At 67.4% G+C, this 14734-nt stretch carries 12 protein-coding genes, 1 pseudogene and 1 riboswitch; of the genes and pseudogenes, 8 read left to right on the forward strand and 5 right to left on the reverse strand.

Annotated features, from left to right (window positions below; translation table 11 throughout):
- The first annotated feature begins 10 nt into the window (after positions 1-10).
- Positions 11-1699, forward strand: a complete 1689-nt coding sequence (locus tag AB7M16_RS33275; protein WP_453947293.1) for a ShlB/FhaC/HecB family hemolysin secretion/activation protein — start codon at positions 11-13, stop codon at positions 1697-1699.
- 181 nt (positions 1700-1880) lie between these two features.
- On the opposite strand, the gene bluB is transcribed toward AB7M16_RS33275, so the two are convergent.
- From bluB to cobU, 3 genes are read right to left on the reverse strand one after another with little or no spacing between them, the layout of a single operon-like run.
- Positions 1881-2513: a 5,6-dimethylbenzimidazole synthase gene (gene bluB, locus AB7M16_RS33280; protein ID WP_212256820.1), complete on the reverse strand. Its 633-nt coding sequence runs from the start codon at positions 2511-2513 to the stop codon at positions 1881-1883.
- A gap of 4 nt (positions 2514-2517) precedes the next feature.
- The gene (gene cobS / locus AB7M16_RS33285; RefSeq protein ID WP_453946540.1) at positions 2518-3300 is read right to left on the reverse strand and encodes an adenosylcobinamide-GDP ribazoletransferase; all 783 of its coding nucleotides are present in this window, start codon (positions 3298-3300) and stop codon (positions 2518-2520) included.
- A complete protein-coding gene (gene cobU, locus AB7M16_RS33290) occupies positions 3297-3800 on the reverse strand; it encodes a bifunctional adenosylcobinamide kinase/adenosylcobinamide-phosphate guanylyltransferase (protein ID WP_439363661.1) in 504 nt (167 codons plus the stop codon). The genes cobS and cobU overlap by 4 nt, the downstream gene beginning before the upstream one ends.
- Positions 3801-3921: 121 nt before the next feature.
- On the opposite strand from cobU, the gene cbiB reads away from it, so the two are divergent.
- Together cbiB and cobD are read left to right on the forward strand one after the other, a co-directional pair.
- The gene (gene cbiB / locus AB7M16_RS33295; protein WP_453946541.1) at positions 3922-4863 is read left to right on the forward strand and encodes an adenosylcobinamide-phosphate synthase CbiB; all 942 of its coding nucleotides are present in this window, start codon (positions 3922-3924) and stop codon (positions 4861-4863) included.
- Positions 4864-4874: 11 nt separating this feature from the next.
- Positions 4875-5840 (forward strand): threonine-phosphate decarboxylase CobD, encoded by a 966-nt coding sequence (gene cobD, locus AB7M16_RS33300; RefSeq protein ID WP_453946542.1) that lies wholly within the window; start codon positions 4875-4877, stop codon positions 5838-5840.
- On the opposite strand, the gene AB7M16_RS33305 is transcribed toward cobD, so the two are convergent.
- Positions 5829-7277, reverse strand: coding sequence for a cobyric acid synthase (locus tag AB7M16_RS33305; protein ID WP_453946543.1), 1449 nt, complete (start codon positions 7275-7277; stop codon positions 5829-5831). The genes cobD and AB7M16_RS33305 overlap by 12 nt on opposite strands.
- A 7-nt stretch (positions 7278-7284) precedes the next feature.
- Complete coding sequence (gene cobO / locus AB7M16_RS33310; RefSeq protein ID WP_260383023.1) at positions 7285-7920, reverse strand: cob(I)yrinic acid a,c-diamide adenosyltransferase; 636 nt, start codon at positions 7918-7920, stop codon at positions 7285-7287.
- Between the two features lie 40 nt (positions 7921-7960).
- Positions 7961-8181: riboswitch (cobalamin riboswitch) on the forward strand.
- A gap of 94 nt (positions 8182-8275) precedes the next feature.
- Here cobO and AB7M16_RS33315 point away from each other — a divergent pair.
- The 5 genes and pseudogenes from AB7M16_RS33315 to AB7M16_RS33335 all read left to right on the forward strand — a co-directional run bounded on the left by AB7M16_RS33315 (position 8276) and on the right by AB7M16_RS33335 (position 14734).
- On the forward strand, positions 8276-8650 hold the full coding sequence (locus AB7M16_RS33315) for a DUF1636 family protein (protein ID WP_025035271.1): 375 nt from the start codon (positions 8276-8278) through the stop codon (positions 8648-8650).
- Positions 8647-9696, forward strand: coding sequence for a cobalamin biosynthesis protein CobW (gene cobW / locus AB7M16_RS33320; RefSeq protein WP_453946544.1), 1050 nt, complete (start codon positions 8647-8649; stop codon positions 9694-9696). The genes AB7M16_RS33315 and cobW overlap by 4 nt, the downstream gene beginning before the upstream one ends.
- Positions 9696-12945: pseudogene (gene cobN / locus AB7M16_RS33325) on the forward strand (cobaltochelatase subunit CobN). Before cobW ends, cobN begins: the two are co-directional and overlap by 1 nt.
- Complete coding sequence (cobG, locus tag AB7M16_RS33330; RefSeq protein ID WP_453946545.1) at positions 12942-14105, forward strand: precorrin-3B synthase; 1164 nt, start codon at positions 12942-12944, stop codon at positions 14103-14105. Before cobN ends, cobG begins: the two are co-directional and overlap by 4 nt.
- Positions 14105-14734 (forward strand): precorrin-8X methylmutase, encoded by a 630-nt coding sequence (locus AB7M16_RS33335; RefSeq protein WP_260383028.1) that lies wholly within the window; start codon positions 14105-14107, stop codon positions 14732-14734. Before cobG ends, AB7M16_RS33335 begins: the two co-directional genes overlap by 1 nt.

A 14734-nucleotide genomic window follows, 5' to 3' on the forward strand; every position in this document is an offset into this window, starting at 1 on the left:
GGGCTTGGGCATGCGGATTCTGCGGGCAGCATTGGCGGTCGGGCTGACAGCATCGTGCATCGCCTCCGCGCGTGCCCAGTCGATCAATCCCGGCGCGATCCAGCAGGACATTGACCGGCAGCGCCGCCAGCTCGAGCAGCAGAGCGCGCCGCCCAAGCTCACCGGGCCCGCAGTGATCGGCGGCGAGCGGGAGAAGTCCCAGTTCCTCAAGCCGGGTGGGCCGAAGTTCCGGCTGCGCAAGGTCACGTTCGACGAGTCCAAGTTCATCACGCCGGCGGAGCTCGACGAGATCGCGAAGAAATATGTCGGCAAGGATGTCGACATCGCCGCGCTGCTGCAGCTCGTCGCCGACATCAATGCCATCTATGTCGCGCGCGGCATCATCACGGGCATCGCGACGCTGCCGGAGCAGGACGCCAAGGGCGGCATCGTCCGCGTCAAGCTGACCGAGGGCCGGCTCCAGAAGACGACCGTCGAGGGTAACAAGCAGACCCGCACCGACTACATCCTCGATCGCGTGAAGGAGCCCGAAGGGGAGGTGCTCGACGTTCCCAAGCTCAACCGCGACGTGATCTGGTTCAACCGGACCAACGACGTGCAGATCAAGGCGCTGCTGCAGCCCGGCTCGAGCTTCGGCTTGACCGACCTCCAGTTCGCGGTGATCGAGCCGCCGGTCGACACCTGGCAGCTCTTCGTCGACAATCAGGGCGTGGAGAACACCGGGCGCTGGGAAGGCGGCACCTTTTACAAGCGCCACGGCCTGTTCGGTGTCGACGACCGCCTGACCTTCTACGGCGTCCGCTCCGACGGCAATCTCAACGGCAATGTCGCCTACAGCATTCCCTTCAATCCCTGGGGCGGGCGTGTCGGCGTCAGCTACACCGAAGGCAAGATCAAGATCATCCAGGGGCCGTTCGTCGCGCTCGACGTCACCGGACGCTCAAGCCAGGCGTCGGTCAATCTCAGCCAGCCGGTCTGGGTGACCCAGGACTGGCTGGTGCTGCTCAACGCCGCCTTGACCGAGGGCAAGACCGTCAGCCGCTTTGCCACCGTCGCCGTCACCGACGATCATTACGACAAGACCACGGCGGGCGTCTCGGTGACCAAGTCCGGCAACACCTATTCGATCACGGTCTCGCCGGCGGTGAACTACATCGCGTGGCATGACTATGTGCTCGGCAACAACCGCGCGTTCAACACCTATACCGGCTCGCTGATCGCGACCAGCGCCGCGGGGCCCGCGAACTTCAGCGCCAACGTGCTGGCGAGCTGGCAGTACACGCAGGAGAAGCTGCTGCCGGGCGATCAGATTTTTTCGATCGGCGGTCCGACCACCGTGCGTGGCTATCCCTCCAGCGCGGCGTCCGGCGACAGCGGCTATTATTTCAACGCCGAGCTGCACTACAACTGGTCGCAATGGTTGAGGGGTTTCGACACCTACGTCTTCACCGACTGGGGGGCGGTGTATTCGACCTTCCCCGGCGTCACCGAAATGGCCTCGGTCGGCGTTGGCTTCTCCTGGACCTACGCGCCGTTCATGACCTTCGAGGCCAATTACGCGACGCCGCTGAAGATGGCGGTCTCGACCCAGAACCATTACGAGGCCTATGGCCGCGTCATCTTCCGGCCGCTGCTGATGTTCCAGAAGCCGGAAAGCCCCGCGCCGGTGGCGGCGGTGGCCGGCAGGAGCAAGTCGTAGCGGCGGCCTGACGCTTTTTCCCCGTCATTGCGAGCCCCACTCTCTCACCACCGTCATTGCGAGGAGCCCTTGCGACGAAGCAATCCAGCCCCTTTCTGCGGAGAGATTCTGGATTGCTTCGCTTCGCTCGCAATGACGGAGGATGGATCGACTGCTGGTCTCTGCCCGGGGCGCGATCCGCTTAGCGCAGCAGCGTAAACTCCTCCGCGCCGCGCCGGTGCTCCCATTTCGCCTGCTCCAGCTCGGGCTGGTCACATTCGGCTTCCGGATAGCCGACACAGAGATAGGCGATGAATTTCCAGGTTTCAGGCACATCGAGGATGGCGTGAATGCGATCCGGATTGAGGATCGAGACCCAGCCGATGCCGATGCTCTCGGCGCGGGCGGCGAGCCACATCGCGGTGATGGCGGCGACCACGGAATATTCGGTCGTCTCCGGCATGGTCGCGCGCCCGAGGCCGTGGCCGATGTCGCTGGCCTTGTCGGCAAACACGGCGAGGTGGCCGGGGGCCTGTTCGAGGCCCGACAGCTTCAGCGTGGCGTAGCGGGCCGCGCGTTCGCCGGAATAGCAGTTCAGCGCGTCGGTGTTGCACGCCTTGAAATCGTCGGCGACCGCCCGGCGCCGCGTGGCATCGTTGACGACGACGAAGCGCCAGGGCTGGCTGAGGCCGACCGAAGGCGACAGGCAAGCGGTCTCGATCAGGCGATCGATGGCACCCTCCGGCAGCGGATCGCTGCGGAAGCGGCGCACGTCGCGGCGCCACACGAACAGCTCGCGCAGGTGCTGGCGGAAGGTATCGTCGAACTCGACCATGAGGTCATCGCCCCATCTGGAAGGACGCGGCCACCAGCAGGATCAGGATCTCGCCCGTCTGCTCGAACGCGCCGAGAATATCGCCGGTCTGCCCGCCGATCTGGCGGATGGCAAGCCGCGCCAGCATCAGGCCGGCCAGCGATAGCAGGATTAGGCCGACCAGCGCCTTGCCCGGCCCCAACGCCAGGGCAAGCGCGAGCGTTCCAAGCGCGAAGGCGATGGCCACGCTGCGGCCGGGCGGCGCCCCGGCGCCGGCCGATAAACCGTCAGGCCGCGCCGGCGGGACCAGCGACATGAAGGCCGGCACGCCGGCGCGGGCGGCAACGTGCGCCGCGCACAGCGCGAGCGTGACGGCCCACGGATTTGCGATCGTCGCAAGCGCGCTCCAGCGCAGGCCGAACGACAGGATCAGTGCGCAGACGCCATAGGTCCCGATCCGGCTGTCGCGCATGATCTCGAGCTTGCGCTCGCGCGTGCGGCCGCCGCCAAGTCCGTCCGCGGTGTCGGCCAGTCCGTCCTCGTGCAGCGCGCCGGTGATGAGGGCAGTCGTGGCCAGCACGAGCAAAGCGGCAAGGCTCGGCGTCAGTCCGAATCGAATGGCGATCTTGTAAGTGAGGGCGCCAGCGAGCCCGACCAGCAGTCCCGCGACGGGCAGCGCCCAAGTCGCGCGCGCGATCGCGCCATCATCGGCAGGCTTCGAGGATGCCACCGGGAGAATCGTCACGAACGATGTCGCCATCCTGAGATCGGCGACGATGTCTTTGAGCAGTTCGGCGCGCGGGATCATTTCAGCTTCATCGGCAGGCCGGCGACGACGAACTCGACCTCGTCGGCGACACCGGCAATGATCTGGTTCATGATCCCGGCGGCATCGCGGAAGCTGCGCGCCAGCGCATTGTCGGGCACGATGCCGAGGCCGACCTCGTTGGTGACGAGGACGACCGGGCTCTTGAGATTGAAGAGGGTCGCGGCAAGCGCGTTCACCTCGTGCTCCCAGTTGCGCCCGGCATGCATCAGGTTGGAAAGCCAGAGTGTCAGGCAATCCACCAGCCTTGCGCCGCCGCCATCGGTTGCGAGCAGCGCGGGCACGAGATCGAGCGGCACCTCGCGCTCGATCCAATCGGTTCCGCGGCGCGCGCGGTGTCTTGCAATGCGTTCCTGCATTTCGCCGTCGAGCGCCTCGGCCGTCGCGATGTAGACGGGCTGGCCGGCAAAGCTGCGCGCGCGCGCTTCCGCCCGGGTGCTCTTGCCCGATCGCGCCCCGCCGGTGATCAGAATGACGGCCATGAAGGTCTCCTGCGATGAGCACTAATCATCAAACGCGGCCAAAGACAAAGCCGAAATCAGGGGGCGAGGGGCTTGCGCTCGGCCGCCGTCTTGCGCAACAGGGGCGGGACAGGAGACCGATGTGGACTTTGCGGGCGCGATGGTGGTGGCGATGGCGGTGGATGCCCTTCTGGGCTGGCCGGCATGGCTGTTCGCGCGGATCGGCCATCCCGTCACCTGGCTCGGCCGGCTGATTGCTGCCATCGACACCGCCTGGAATCGCGCGTCCGATCCGCCGGCATTGCGTCGAGCCGCCGGCGTCGCCGGCGCGCTTGCGGTGATCGCGCTCTCCGCTGCGCTCGGTTGGGCGCTTCAATCGCTGTTGCCTTCGGGCTGGATCCAGATCGTGCTGATTGGCATCCTTGCCTGGCCATTGGTCGCGCTGCGCTCGCTGCAAGATCATGTGGCTGCCGTCGCCACGCCCTTGCTGGCCGGCGACGTCGCCGCCGCGCGCGAAGCGGTCTCACGCATCGTCGGCCGCGATCCCGCAGCGCTCGATGAAGCCGGCATCGCGCGCGCGGCGATCGAGAGCCTTGCCGAAAATGCCTCCGACGGCATCATCGCGCCGGTGTTCTGGGGCGCGCTGTTCGGCTTGCCCGGTATCCTCGGCTACAAGGCCATCAACACGCTGGATTCCATGATCGGCCATCGCAGCGAACGGTACGAAGCCTTTGGCTGGGTGGCGGCGCGCATCGACGATGTCGTCAATTTCATCCCGGCGCGGCTCACCGGATTCCTGTTCGTGCTGCTGGCACCGCAGCGGTCGGAGGCATTGGCCTGCATGACGCGCGATGCGCGCCGGCATCGCTCGCCCAATGCCGGCTGGCCGGAAGCGGCGATGGCGGGCGGACTGGGTGTGCGGCTCAGCGGTCCCCGCATCTATCACGGCACTGCGACCGACGAGCCTTGGCTGAACGAAGGCGCGCGCGATCCGCGCGCCGCCGACATTGCGGAGGCGCTGACCGTCTACCGTCGTGCCATGTCGCTGGTCGCAGGCCTGCTTGCGATCCTGGCCTTCGCGTGAAAGAACGGGGCATGCGTGAGCACGGCGGAAATCTGGACCTGGCCCAGCAGCGTTTTGGCGGACGCGCGGAGGATTGGATCGACCTGTCGACGGGCATCAACCGCTTGCCATATCCCGTGGGCGAGGTGAGCGCGCGCGCGTGGAGCGCGCTGCCCTCGCGTGCCGAGATCGAGGCCCTGCATCGGGCCGGCCTGCAGGCCTATCGCACGAGCGCCCCGGTCGTTGCGATGGGCGGTGCACAGGCCGCCATCCAATTGCTGCCGCAGCTTGCGGTGCCAGGGCGCGCGCGCATCCTCGCACCGACCTACAACGAATATGCCGGGGTGCTGTCGGCCGCGGGCTGGGATGTCCAGGAGGCTGCGGAGCTCGATGCGCTCGCGGGTGCGGACCTCGCCATCGTGGTCAATCCCAACAATCCCGACGGTCGACGTCATGCGCCGAAGGACTTGCTGGCATTGCTCCGGCGCGTCGGCCACCTCGTCATCGACGAGAGCTTTGCCGATGCCGATCCGCAATTGTCGCTTGCGCCCGACGCGGATCGGCCGGGACTATTGGTGCTGCGGTCCTTTGGAAAGTTTTATGGGTTGGCCGGCCTGCGGCTCGGCTTCGCAATCGGTGATGCCGCCGATATCGACAGGCTTGCCGCGATGTCGGGCCCATGGCCTGTTTCAGGCGCGGCGATCGAAATCGGCTGCCGAGCCTTGCGCGATAAGGCCTGGGCCGAGGCGACGTCGGCGCGGCTCGCGCGCGACTGTCGTCGTCTCGACGCGATGGCGCATTCGAAAGGCTGGCGGCTGATCGGCGGCACACCGCTGTTCCGCTTGTACGAAACGCCTGACGCGCAGACCGCGCAAGAGAGGCTCGCGCGCGCCCACATCTGGTCCCGTGTCTTCGCGCAACAGCCCACATGGCTGCGCCTCGGGCTTCCCGGCAGGGAAGCCGAATGGACGCGCCTGGCCGAGGCCCTAGCGCGCTAGTGCGAGCAGGCCTTCGACGTCGAGGTGGACTTCGATGTGATCGGCCAGCGCCTCGAGCGCGCTTTCGACCCGGTCGTGATAGGGTTCCTCGCCTGCGGGAATGTCGAGCTTGGCGAGGTATGCCTTGCGGAAATCATCCGACGTGAACAGGCCGTGCAGATAGCTGCCCTGCACGCGTCCGTCGCGCGAGATGGCGCCTTCGGGCTCGCCGCCCAACTTCGCGAAGGGGCGGGCGCGATCCGGGCCGTCGGTGCGGCCGATGTGAATCTCGTAGGCCTGGATCGGCTGATCCGTCGCGGCATGTACGGCCGCAACGCGCGTCAGCGTTTTCTGCGGGCTCATCACCGTCTCGACATCGAGAAGCCCGAGGCCCGGCGTGTCGCCCGCAGGTCCCTCGATGCCCTCGGGATCGGCGACGCTGCGGCCCAGCATCTGATAGCCACCGCAGAGGCCGAGCACATGGCCGCCCCTGCGGTGATGCGCGAGGAGATCGATGTCCCAGCCTTGCGCGCGCAGGAAGGCGAGGTCGCCGCGGGTGGATTTGGAGCCGGGGATGATAACGAGGCGCACGTCGCCCGGGATTGCCTCGCCTGGGCGCACCATCACGAGATCGACGCCTGGCTCGAGCTTGAGCGGGTCGAGATCGTCGAAATTGGCGATCCGCGACAGTGCGAGACAGGCGATCTTGCATTGACCGGGCTTGCGTGCGTCGCGCAGGCCGAGCGCATCCTCGGCCGGCAGCTCGCCGGCGCGCGCGAACCAGGACAGCACGCCGAGGCCGCGCCAGGCGGTCTTCGCTTCGATCAGCCTGTAACCGTCGTCGAACAGCGTGGGATCGCCGCGGAACTTGTTGATGACGAAGCCGGAGATCATCGCGGCATCGTCGGGATCGATCACCGTCTTGATGCCCACCAGTTGGGCAATGACACCGCCGCGATCGATGTCGCCCACCAGCACGACCGGCACATCCGCCTTGCGGGCAAAGCCCATATTGGCGATGTCGGACTTGCGCAAATTCACCTCGGCCGGACTGCCGGCGCCCTCGACCAGCACCAGATCGGCCCGCGCCTTCAGCCGTTCAAAGCTCGCCAGCACCGCGCCCATCAGCGACGGCTTCATCGCCGCGTATTCGCGCGCGCGTGCGGTCGCGATGCGCTTGCCATGGACCACGACTTGCGCGCCGACGTCGGTCTCGGGCTTGAGCAGCACCGGGTTCATGTCGGTGTGCGGCTCGACGCCGGCGGCAAGCGCTTGAAGCGCCTGGGCGCGGCCGATCTCGCCGCCATCGACGGTGACGGCGGCGTTGTTCGACATGTTCTGCGGCTTGAACGGCAGCACCCGCAGACCACGGCGCGTGAAGGCGCGCGCGAGGCCGGCGACGATGAGCGATTTGCCCACGTCCGAGCCGGCCCCCTGGATCATCAATGCGCGTGCCATCGTGCCTTCAGAACTCGACGCCGGCCTGCGCCTTGATGCCGGAACGGAACGGATGCTTGACCAGCGTCATCTCGGTGACGAGGTCGGCGATCTCGATCAGCTCGTCCTTGGCGTTGCGCCCGGTGAGCACGACATGCGTCATCGGCGGCTTCTGCGTCGTCAGGAACTCCACCACCTCGGCAATGTCGAGATAGTCGTAGCGGAGCGCGATGTTGATCTCGTCGAGCACGACCATACGCAAGTTCGCGTCAAGGATCAGCTCCTTGGCTTTCTCCCAGCCGGCGCGTGCGGCGGCGATGTCGCGGGCACGGTCCTGCGTCTCCCAGGTGAAGCCTTCGCCCATCGCGTGGAACTGGCAGAGATCGCCGAAATGGCCGGTGAGCAGGCGCCGTTCGCCGGTATCCCAGGCGCCCTTGATGAATTGCACCACCGCGCAAGGGAAGCCATGCGCGACGCAGCGAACGATCATGCCGAAGGCCGAGGAGGATTTTCCCTTGCCCGCGCCGGTATGGACGATGATCAGGCCCTTTTCGCCGCTCTTGGTCGCCATGATCTTGTCGCGGGCGGCCTTCTTCTTCGCCATCTTCTGGGCGTGCCTGATGTCGGTATCCTCGGCTGATTGGGTATCCGGTTCAGACGTCATGGGACCCGGTCCTTCGGCTTGACAAGTGGCGGCCACCGGCAAATGGTGGCCCGGCGTTGGTTCCTGTCCTATGACAGGCGAAGAGGGAATGCGATAGGGTCCGAATCGGCAAGATTTGGATCCAAACAGCAGCCGCCCCCGCGACCGTGACCGGAGAGATGCCCGAAGCCACTGATTCCTTTCGGAATCGGGAAGGCGGGGATCGAAGGGCCAAAACCCTGCTCCGCAAGCCGGGAGACCTGCCAGCGCGGACGAGTTTTGGACCGGCGGACGGGGTGTTCCGCGACGGGGAAGCGGGCCTTCAGGAGAATGGTCCGTGCGCCTCATCGCCTCCCGCTGTTATCTGGAAGAGGCGATGACCGTCACACTTCATGTCTGCATCACCTGCCGCGCCGGCCAGACGCTGGGCGAGGGCGAGACGACGCCCGGCAAGCGCCTGCACGGCGCGATCCTCGAGGCCGGCGTGCCGGAGGGCGTCAGCGTGGTTCCCGTCGAATGCCTGTCGGCCTGCAGCCAGGGCTGCTCGGTCGCGCTCAGCGCACCCGGCCGCTGGTCCTATGTCTATGGTCGCCTGTCCGATGCGAACGCACAGGACGTGGTCGCAGGCGCCGCTGCCTACGCTGCCGCGCCCGATGGCATCGTGCCCTGGCGCAGCCGTCCCGAAATCTTCCGCAAGCAGTCGCTTGCCCGCATTCCCCCCATTGCCGTCGTGCCGGAGGCCGCTGAATGAACTCGCTCGCAAAAGTCCCTGTTACGGTGGTCACCGGTTTCCTCGGTTCCGGCAAGACGACGCTGATCCAGCATCTGCTCAGCAATGCCGGCGGCAAGAAGCTCGCGGTGCTCGTCAACGAGTTCGGCAGCGAGGGCGTCGATGGCGAGATCCTGAAGTCTTGCGCCGATGCGAACTGCCCGGAGGAGAACATCGTCGAGCTCGCCAATGGCTGCATCTGCTGCACGGTGGCCGATGATTTCATTCCGACGATGGAGCAATTGCTGGCGCGGCCGGTGCGGCCCGATCACATCCTGATCGAGACCTCCGGCCTGGCATTGCCGAAGCCGCTGTTGAAGGCGTTCGACTGGCCGGAGATCCGCTCGCGCATCACGGTCGACGGCGTGATTGCGCTGGCCGACGCCGAGGCTGTCGCGGCCGGCCGCTTCGCGCCGGATCCGGCTGCGGTCGAAGCGCAGCGCGCGGCGGACGAAAATCTCGATCACGAGACGCCGCTGTCGGAGGTGTTCGAAGACCAGATCGCCTGTGCCGACATCGTGCTGCTGACCAAGGCCGACCTTGCGGGCACCGCGGGCATCGAAGCCGCAAAGGCGGCGATCACCGCCGAGATGCCGCGCCGCGTGCCGATGCTGCCGGTCACAGACGGCGCGATCGATGCGCGCGTCATTCTCGGGCTCGGTGCGGCGGCCGAGAACGATCTCGCCGCGCGCCCCTCGCATCATGACGGCGAGGAAGAGCACGAGCATGATGATTTCGCCTCCGTCGTGATCGACCTTCCGGAGGTCGCGGATATCGAGGCGCTGGTCGCATCGGTGCAGAAGCTGGCGCGCGAGCAGAACGTGCTGCGGGCCAAGGGCTACATCGCGGTCGCGGGCAAGCCGATGCGCCTGTTGCTGCAGGCGGTCGGTGAGCGCGTGCGCCACCAGTTCGACAAGCCATGGGGCGCGGGTCACAGGCAGTCCAAGCTCGTCGTGATCGGCGAGCACGGCGATATCGACGAGGCCGCCATCAAGGCAGGACTTGGTCTTTCAGGATCTGGCATCTGATGCACGTCGTCTTCCGCGAGAGCCGCGGTCTCGAGGAGACCGCGACGCCAAGAGACATCGGCCAGGACCCGGCCGATCTCGTGGTGCTCTCGTATTCGGACTCCGACCTTGCCGCGTTTGCGGCCGGCTGGCGGCGCGGCCGAGGCAGCCTGCCGTCGCTGCGGCTCGCCAATCTCGCCGAGCTGCGTCATCCGCTGTCGGTCGACACCTATATCGAGCGCACGCTGTCGCAGGCGCGCGGCATATTGGTGCGCCTGATCGGCGGGGGAATCCTATTGGGCGTACGGGCTCGCGGCGCTCCAGCAACTCGCGAAAGAGCGCAACATCGTGCTCGCCGTGCTGCCGGCGGACGGCCGCGACGACACGCGGCTGGATGCGTACTCGACCCTGCCGGTCTCGACGCTGCGTCGGCTCAAGGTGCTCTGCGACACTGGCGGTCCGGTCGCCGCGCAAGCCGCGATCGCGCAGCTCGCGCTCGCCTCGGGGCTCTACGCCGGACCTGTCATTGGCGAGATGACCGTGCCCGATATGGGATTCTATGATCCCGCGCGCGGCGTCATTGCCGCGCCGTCGGGCGGCGAGGGGAAGCCGCACGCGCTCGTGACGTTCTATCGCTCCTATGTCACGGCCGCTGATACCGGGCCGGTCGACGCCTTGATTGCCGCGCTGCGCGAGAAGGGATTTGACGCCTACGGCGTGTTCGTCACCTCGCTGAAGGCGCCAGGCGTTGCCGACTGGCTGCGCGCGCATCTGGCGCAGCACCCTGCGGCGGCGATCGTCAACGCGACGGCGTTTTCGGCCCTTGGCGATGACAGCACGACGCCATTCGATGTCGCGTCCTGTCCGGTGTTCCAGGTCGCGCTCTCGACGGCGCGGCGCGAGGATTGGGCGGAATCGCTGCGCGGCCTGTCGCCCGGCGATCTGGCAATGCATGTGGTCCTGCCCGAAGTCGACGGCCGCCTGTTCGCGGGCGTGGTGAGCTTCAAATCGGCGGCAGAGCACGATCCCGATCTGCAGTTCGCGCACCTGGCGCACAGGCCCGACGAGGAGCGCGTCAACGCCGTTGCCGCGCGCGTCGCGGCTTGGCGGCGCCTCGCGGAGAAGCCGATCAGTGAGAAGCGGTTGGCGGTCGTGCTTTCGAACTATCCGGGCCGGCCGCACCAGATCGCGCACGCCGTTGGTCTCGATGCGCTGGCGTCGGTCGAGGCGTTGATTTCCGATGTCGCGGAGCTCGGCTTCGACGTTGCGCCGGTGGATGCGCTCCGCGAGAGACTGTTGAAGCAGAGCTTGAATTGGAGCGTCGCGGATTATCGGGCGGCGCTCTCGTGTCTCCCGCAATCCTTGCAGGACGATCTTGCGCGCGCCTGGGGCGCGCCGGATGACGATCCGAGCTGCCGCGATGGCGTATTCCATTTCGCCGGCATCGCGTGCGGCCGGTCAATCATCGCGGTCCAGCCCGAGCGCGGCGATGCGGCCTCGCGCGATGCCGACTATCACGATCTCGCCCGCACGCCGCGCCATGCCTATGTCGCGTTCTATCTCTGGCTCCGGCAGCAGGGCTGCGATGCCGTCGTGCATATGGGCGCACATGGCACGCTGGAATGGCTGCCGGGCAAATCCGTGGCGCTGTCGCAAGCGTGCTGGCCCGAAGCGCTGATCGGCGATCTCCCCGTCATATATCCCTTCATCGTCAACGATCCCGGCGAGGCCGCGCAGGCCAAGCGGCGCATCGGCGCGCTCACGATCGGCCATCTGCCGCCGCCGCTTGAGACATCCGCGGTGCCGGAAGTTTTGCGCCGGCTCGAACGGCTGCTCGACGAATATTCGACCGCCGATGGTCTCGATCCCGCCCGCCGCCAGCGGTTGATCGCGGCAATCCGCGACGAGGCCCGTGCGGCCGGCCTCGAAGAGGATCTCGGTCTCGAAGCATCGGCTGCGCCGGCCGAAGCGATTCCGCGGATCGATCGCTTCGTCTGCGATCTCAAGGAGAGCCAGTTCGGCGACGGCCTGCACGTGTTCGGCCGCGGCGCCTGTGCCGAAGCGGAGCGGGATGCGTTGCGTGCCGCGCTCGCCGGACAACGCGTTGCGCCGGGACCGTCGGGCTCGCCCTATCGCGGGCGACGGGACGTGCTGCCGACGGGGCGCAATCTCTTCGCCGTCGACCCGCGCGCGGTGCCGACGCCGTCGGCGCATGCGCAAGGCATCAAGCTTGCTGAAGAGCTGCTGCGTCGTCACTTGCAGGATCACGGCGACTGGCCGAAAGGGCTCGTGGTCGACCTCTGGGGCTCGGCGACGATGCGTACCGCCGGTGAGGAGTTTGCGATGGCGCTGCATCTGGCCGGCCTTGCGCCGCGCTGGGATCATGCGTCCGGCCGCGTCACCGGCTACGACATCATCGCGCCGGCCGAGCTCGGCCGTCCGCGCATCGACGTCACGCTGCGCGTATCCGGCCTGTTCCGCGATGTCTTCGCGGGTCTGGCGCAATTGTTCGAAGCCGCCTCCGAAGCGCTTGCGTCGCGAGAAGAAGAGGGTGAGGAGAATCCGTATCGCCACCGCGCGTCCCGCGTGTTCGCGCCGCGGCCCGGACAATACGGCGTCGGGCTCTCGGCTATCTCGGATGCGTTCACGCCGGAGACGCGCGAGGCCGCCGGCGAAGCCTGGCTGTCGGCGTCGTCCTGGGCGTTCTCTGCCGATGGCGCGATGCAGCCGGATCGCGCAGGTATCGAACAGCGTCTCGCGTCCGCCGACGCTTTTGTCCATGTCCAGGACTTGCCCGAAACCGATCTGCTGCTCGCCGCCGATTATGCCGCGCATGAGGCAGGTGTCGCTGCGGCAGCCGCGCATCTCGGCGCAGGCGCGCCGTCGCTCTATCACCTCGATGCGACACGGCCCGGCGAGCCGCATGCGCGCACGCTGACGGAGGAGATCTCACGGGTCGTCCGGGCACGCGCGGCCAATCCGGCCTGGATCGCCGGCATGATGCGCCATGGCTTTCGCGGCGCCGCCGAGATCACCGCGACGCTGGAGCACATGGCGGCGTTCGCGCATCTCGCTGGCGCCGTGCCGCCGCATCTGTTCGACCTCTATTACGACGCGACACTCGGCAACGACGACGTCCGCGCCTTCATGGCGCACGAAAATCCGGCGGCGCTCGCCGCAATGGAAAACTGCTTCACGCACCTGCACGAAGCCTCGCTCTGGCGAACCCGCCGCAATTCGATTGCAGCGGCGCTAAAGGAGGCGTCATGAGCGCGGCCACAGTCAAGGGCTGGTGTCCCGGCGCGCTGCGCCCGATGCAATCGGGCGACGGGCTCGTGGTGCGCGTGCGTCCGTTCGGCGGGCGCCTTGAAGCGCCGCAAATCTCCGGGCTTGCGGAACTCGCCGAGCGCTTCGGCAATGGTCTGGTCGACGTCACGAGCCGGGCCAATCTGCAGATCAGGGGTGTCAAAGAGGACGGCCATCGGCCGTTGCTCGACGGTCTTGCGCGACTGGCACTGCTAGATCCCGACGCCGACATCGAAGCCAGGCGCAACGTCCTGGTGACGCCGTTCTGGAGCAGCGGCGACGAAACACAGTCGCTTGCGGCGGAGCTCGAGGAGGCGCTTGTCCATTCCGGCCTTGCGCTTCCCACCAAGTTCGGCTTCGCCATCGATGACGGACGATCGCGCGTTCTCGCCGGGGATTCCGCCGACATCCGCATCGAGCGCGACCGCTCGGGCGGTCTCCTCGTGCGGGCCGACGGCGCCAAGCTCGGCCGCTCCGTCGATCGCGGCCAGGCTGTGAGCGCGGCGCTGGCGCTCGCAAGCTGGTTCATCATCTTCGGCGGTGCGAAGGACGGGCGCGGGCGCATGGCAGCCCACGTCGCATCCGGTGCCGTGTTGCCTCAATCGTTGCGCGGCGAGACCGAGCCGGCCCCCGTGATGGCCGCGGTGCGGCCCGGGCCCTATCCGCAAGGCGCGATGGTCGGTGTCGCGTTCGGGCAGATGCTGCACGCGACACTTCATCAATTCTCTGCCTGCGGCCATGCGCTGCGCATTACCCCCTGGCGGATGGTGCTCAGTGAGGGCAAGCGCGAGATGCCGAGCGGGGCGGGGCTCATCACCGAGCCCTATGACCCGGCGCTGCGCGTCATCGCCTGCAGCGGCGCGCCGCGCTGCCGCGAAGCCCATGCCGATACGCGCGCGCTGGCAGCAGCGCTGGCGCCGCGCATCGCCGCCGATGCGCGGCTGCACGTCTCCGGCTGCGGCAAGGGCTGCGCCCATTCCGGCGCGGCTGCGGTCACGCTGATTGCGACGCGTGCCGGGTTCGATCTCGTGCGCGACGGCTCGACCCGCGACGCGCCGATCCTGCGCGGGCTGAACGGCGCCGACATCGTCAGGGATCCCTCCATCCTGGTCGGAGGGAACTGATGCCGCACACCTACGAGACCGATGGCGCGGCGATCTACCGGCAATCTTTTGCGACCATCCGGGCCGAGGCCGATCTTGCGCGCTTCACGCCGGACGAGGAGCAGGTCGTGGTGCGGATGATCCATGCCGCCGGCATGGTCGGTCTGGAAGCGTATATCCGCTTCACGCCTGACATGGCGACTGCCGCGCGCGCGGCTTTGCAGAAGGGCGCGCCGATCCTGTGCGACGCGCGCATGGTCTCCGAAGGCATTACGCGCGCAAGACTTCCCGCCGCTAATGCCGTGATCTGCACGCTCGGCGATCCCGCCGTGCACGCGCTGGCCTTGTCCATGCGCAACACGCGCTCGGCCGCGGCGCTGGAACTATGGCGACCGTATCTTAACGGCGCGATCGTCGCGATCGGCAATGCGCCGACCGCGCTGTTTCATCTGCTCAACATGCTGGAGGATCGCGACTGTCCGCGGCCGGCAGCGATCATCGGCTGTCCTGTCGGCTTCGTCGGCGCGGCCGAGTCCAAGGCCGCGCTGATGGCCGATCCGCCGGCGCCGGCGCTGACCGTCGACGGCCGCCTCGGCGGCTCCGCCATCACGGTTGCTGCCGTGAACGCGCTTGCGAGCCGGAGCGAATAG

The sequence above is a fragment of the Bradyrhizobium sp. USDA 372 genome (assembly GCF_053629095.1).

Bases quoted from the DNA above. Each gene is read 5' to 3' on its own strand.
- AB7M16_RS33275 (WP_453947293.1), top strand. From the start codon at position 11: ATGCGGATTCTGCGGGCAGCATTGGCGGTCGGGCTGACAGCATCGTGC.
- bluB (WP_212256820.1), bottom strand. From the start codon at position 2,513: ATGGTCGAGTTCGACGATACCTTCCGCCAGCACCTGCGCGAGCTGTTC.
- cobS (WP_453946540.1), bottom strand. From the start codon at position 3,300: ATGATCCCGCGCGCCGAACTGCTCAAAGACATCGTCGCCGATCTCAGG.
- cobU (WP_439363661.1), bottom strand. From the start codon at position 3,800: ATGGCCGTCATTCTGATCACCGGCGGGGCGCGATCGGGCAAGAGCACC.
- cobD (WP_453946542.1), top strand. From the start codon at position 4,875: ATGCGTGAGCACGGCGGAAATCTGGACCTGGCCCAGCAGCGTTTTGGC.
- AB7M16_RS33305 (WP_453946543.1), bottom strand. From the start codon at position 7,277: ATGGCACGCGCATTGATGATCCAGGGGGCCGGCTCGGACGTGGGCAAA.
- cobO (WP_260383023.1), bottom strand. From the start codon at position 7,920: ATGACGTCTGAACCGGATACCCAATCAGCCGAGGATACCGACATCAGG.
- AB7M16_RS33315 (WP_025035271.1), top strand. From the start codon at position 8,276: ATGACCGTCACACTTCATGTCTGCATCACCTGCCGCGCCGGCCAGACG.
- cobW (WP_453946544.1), top strand. From the start codon at position 8,647: ATGAACTCGCTCGCAAAAGTCCCTGTTACGGTGGTCACCGGTTTCCTC.
- cobG (WP_453946545.1), top strand. From the start codon at position 12,942: ATGAGCGCGGCCACAGTCAAGGGCTGGTGTCCCGGCGCGCTGCGCCCG.
- AB7M16_RS33335 (WP_260383028.1), top strand. From the start codon at position 14,105: ATGCCGCACACCTACGAGACCGATGGCGCGGCGATCTACCGGCAATCT.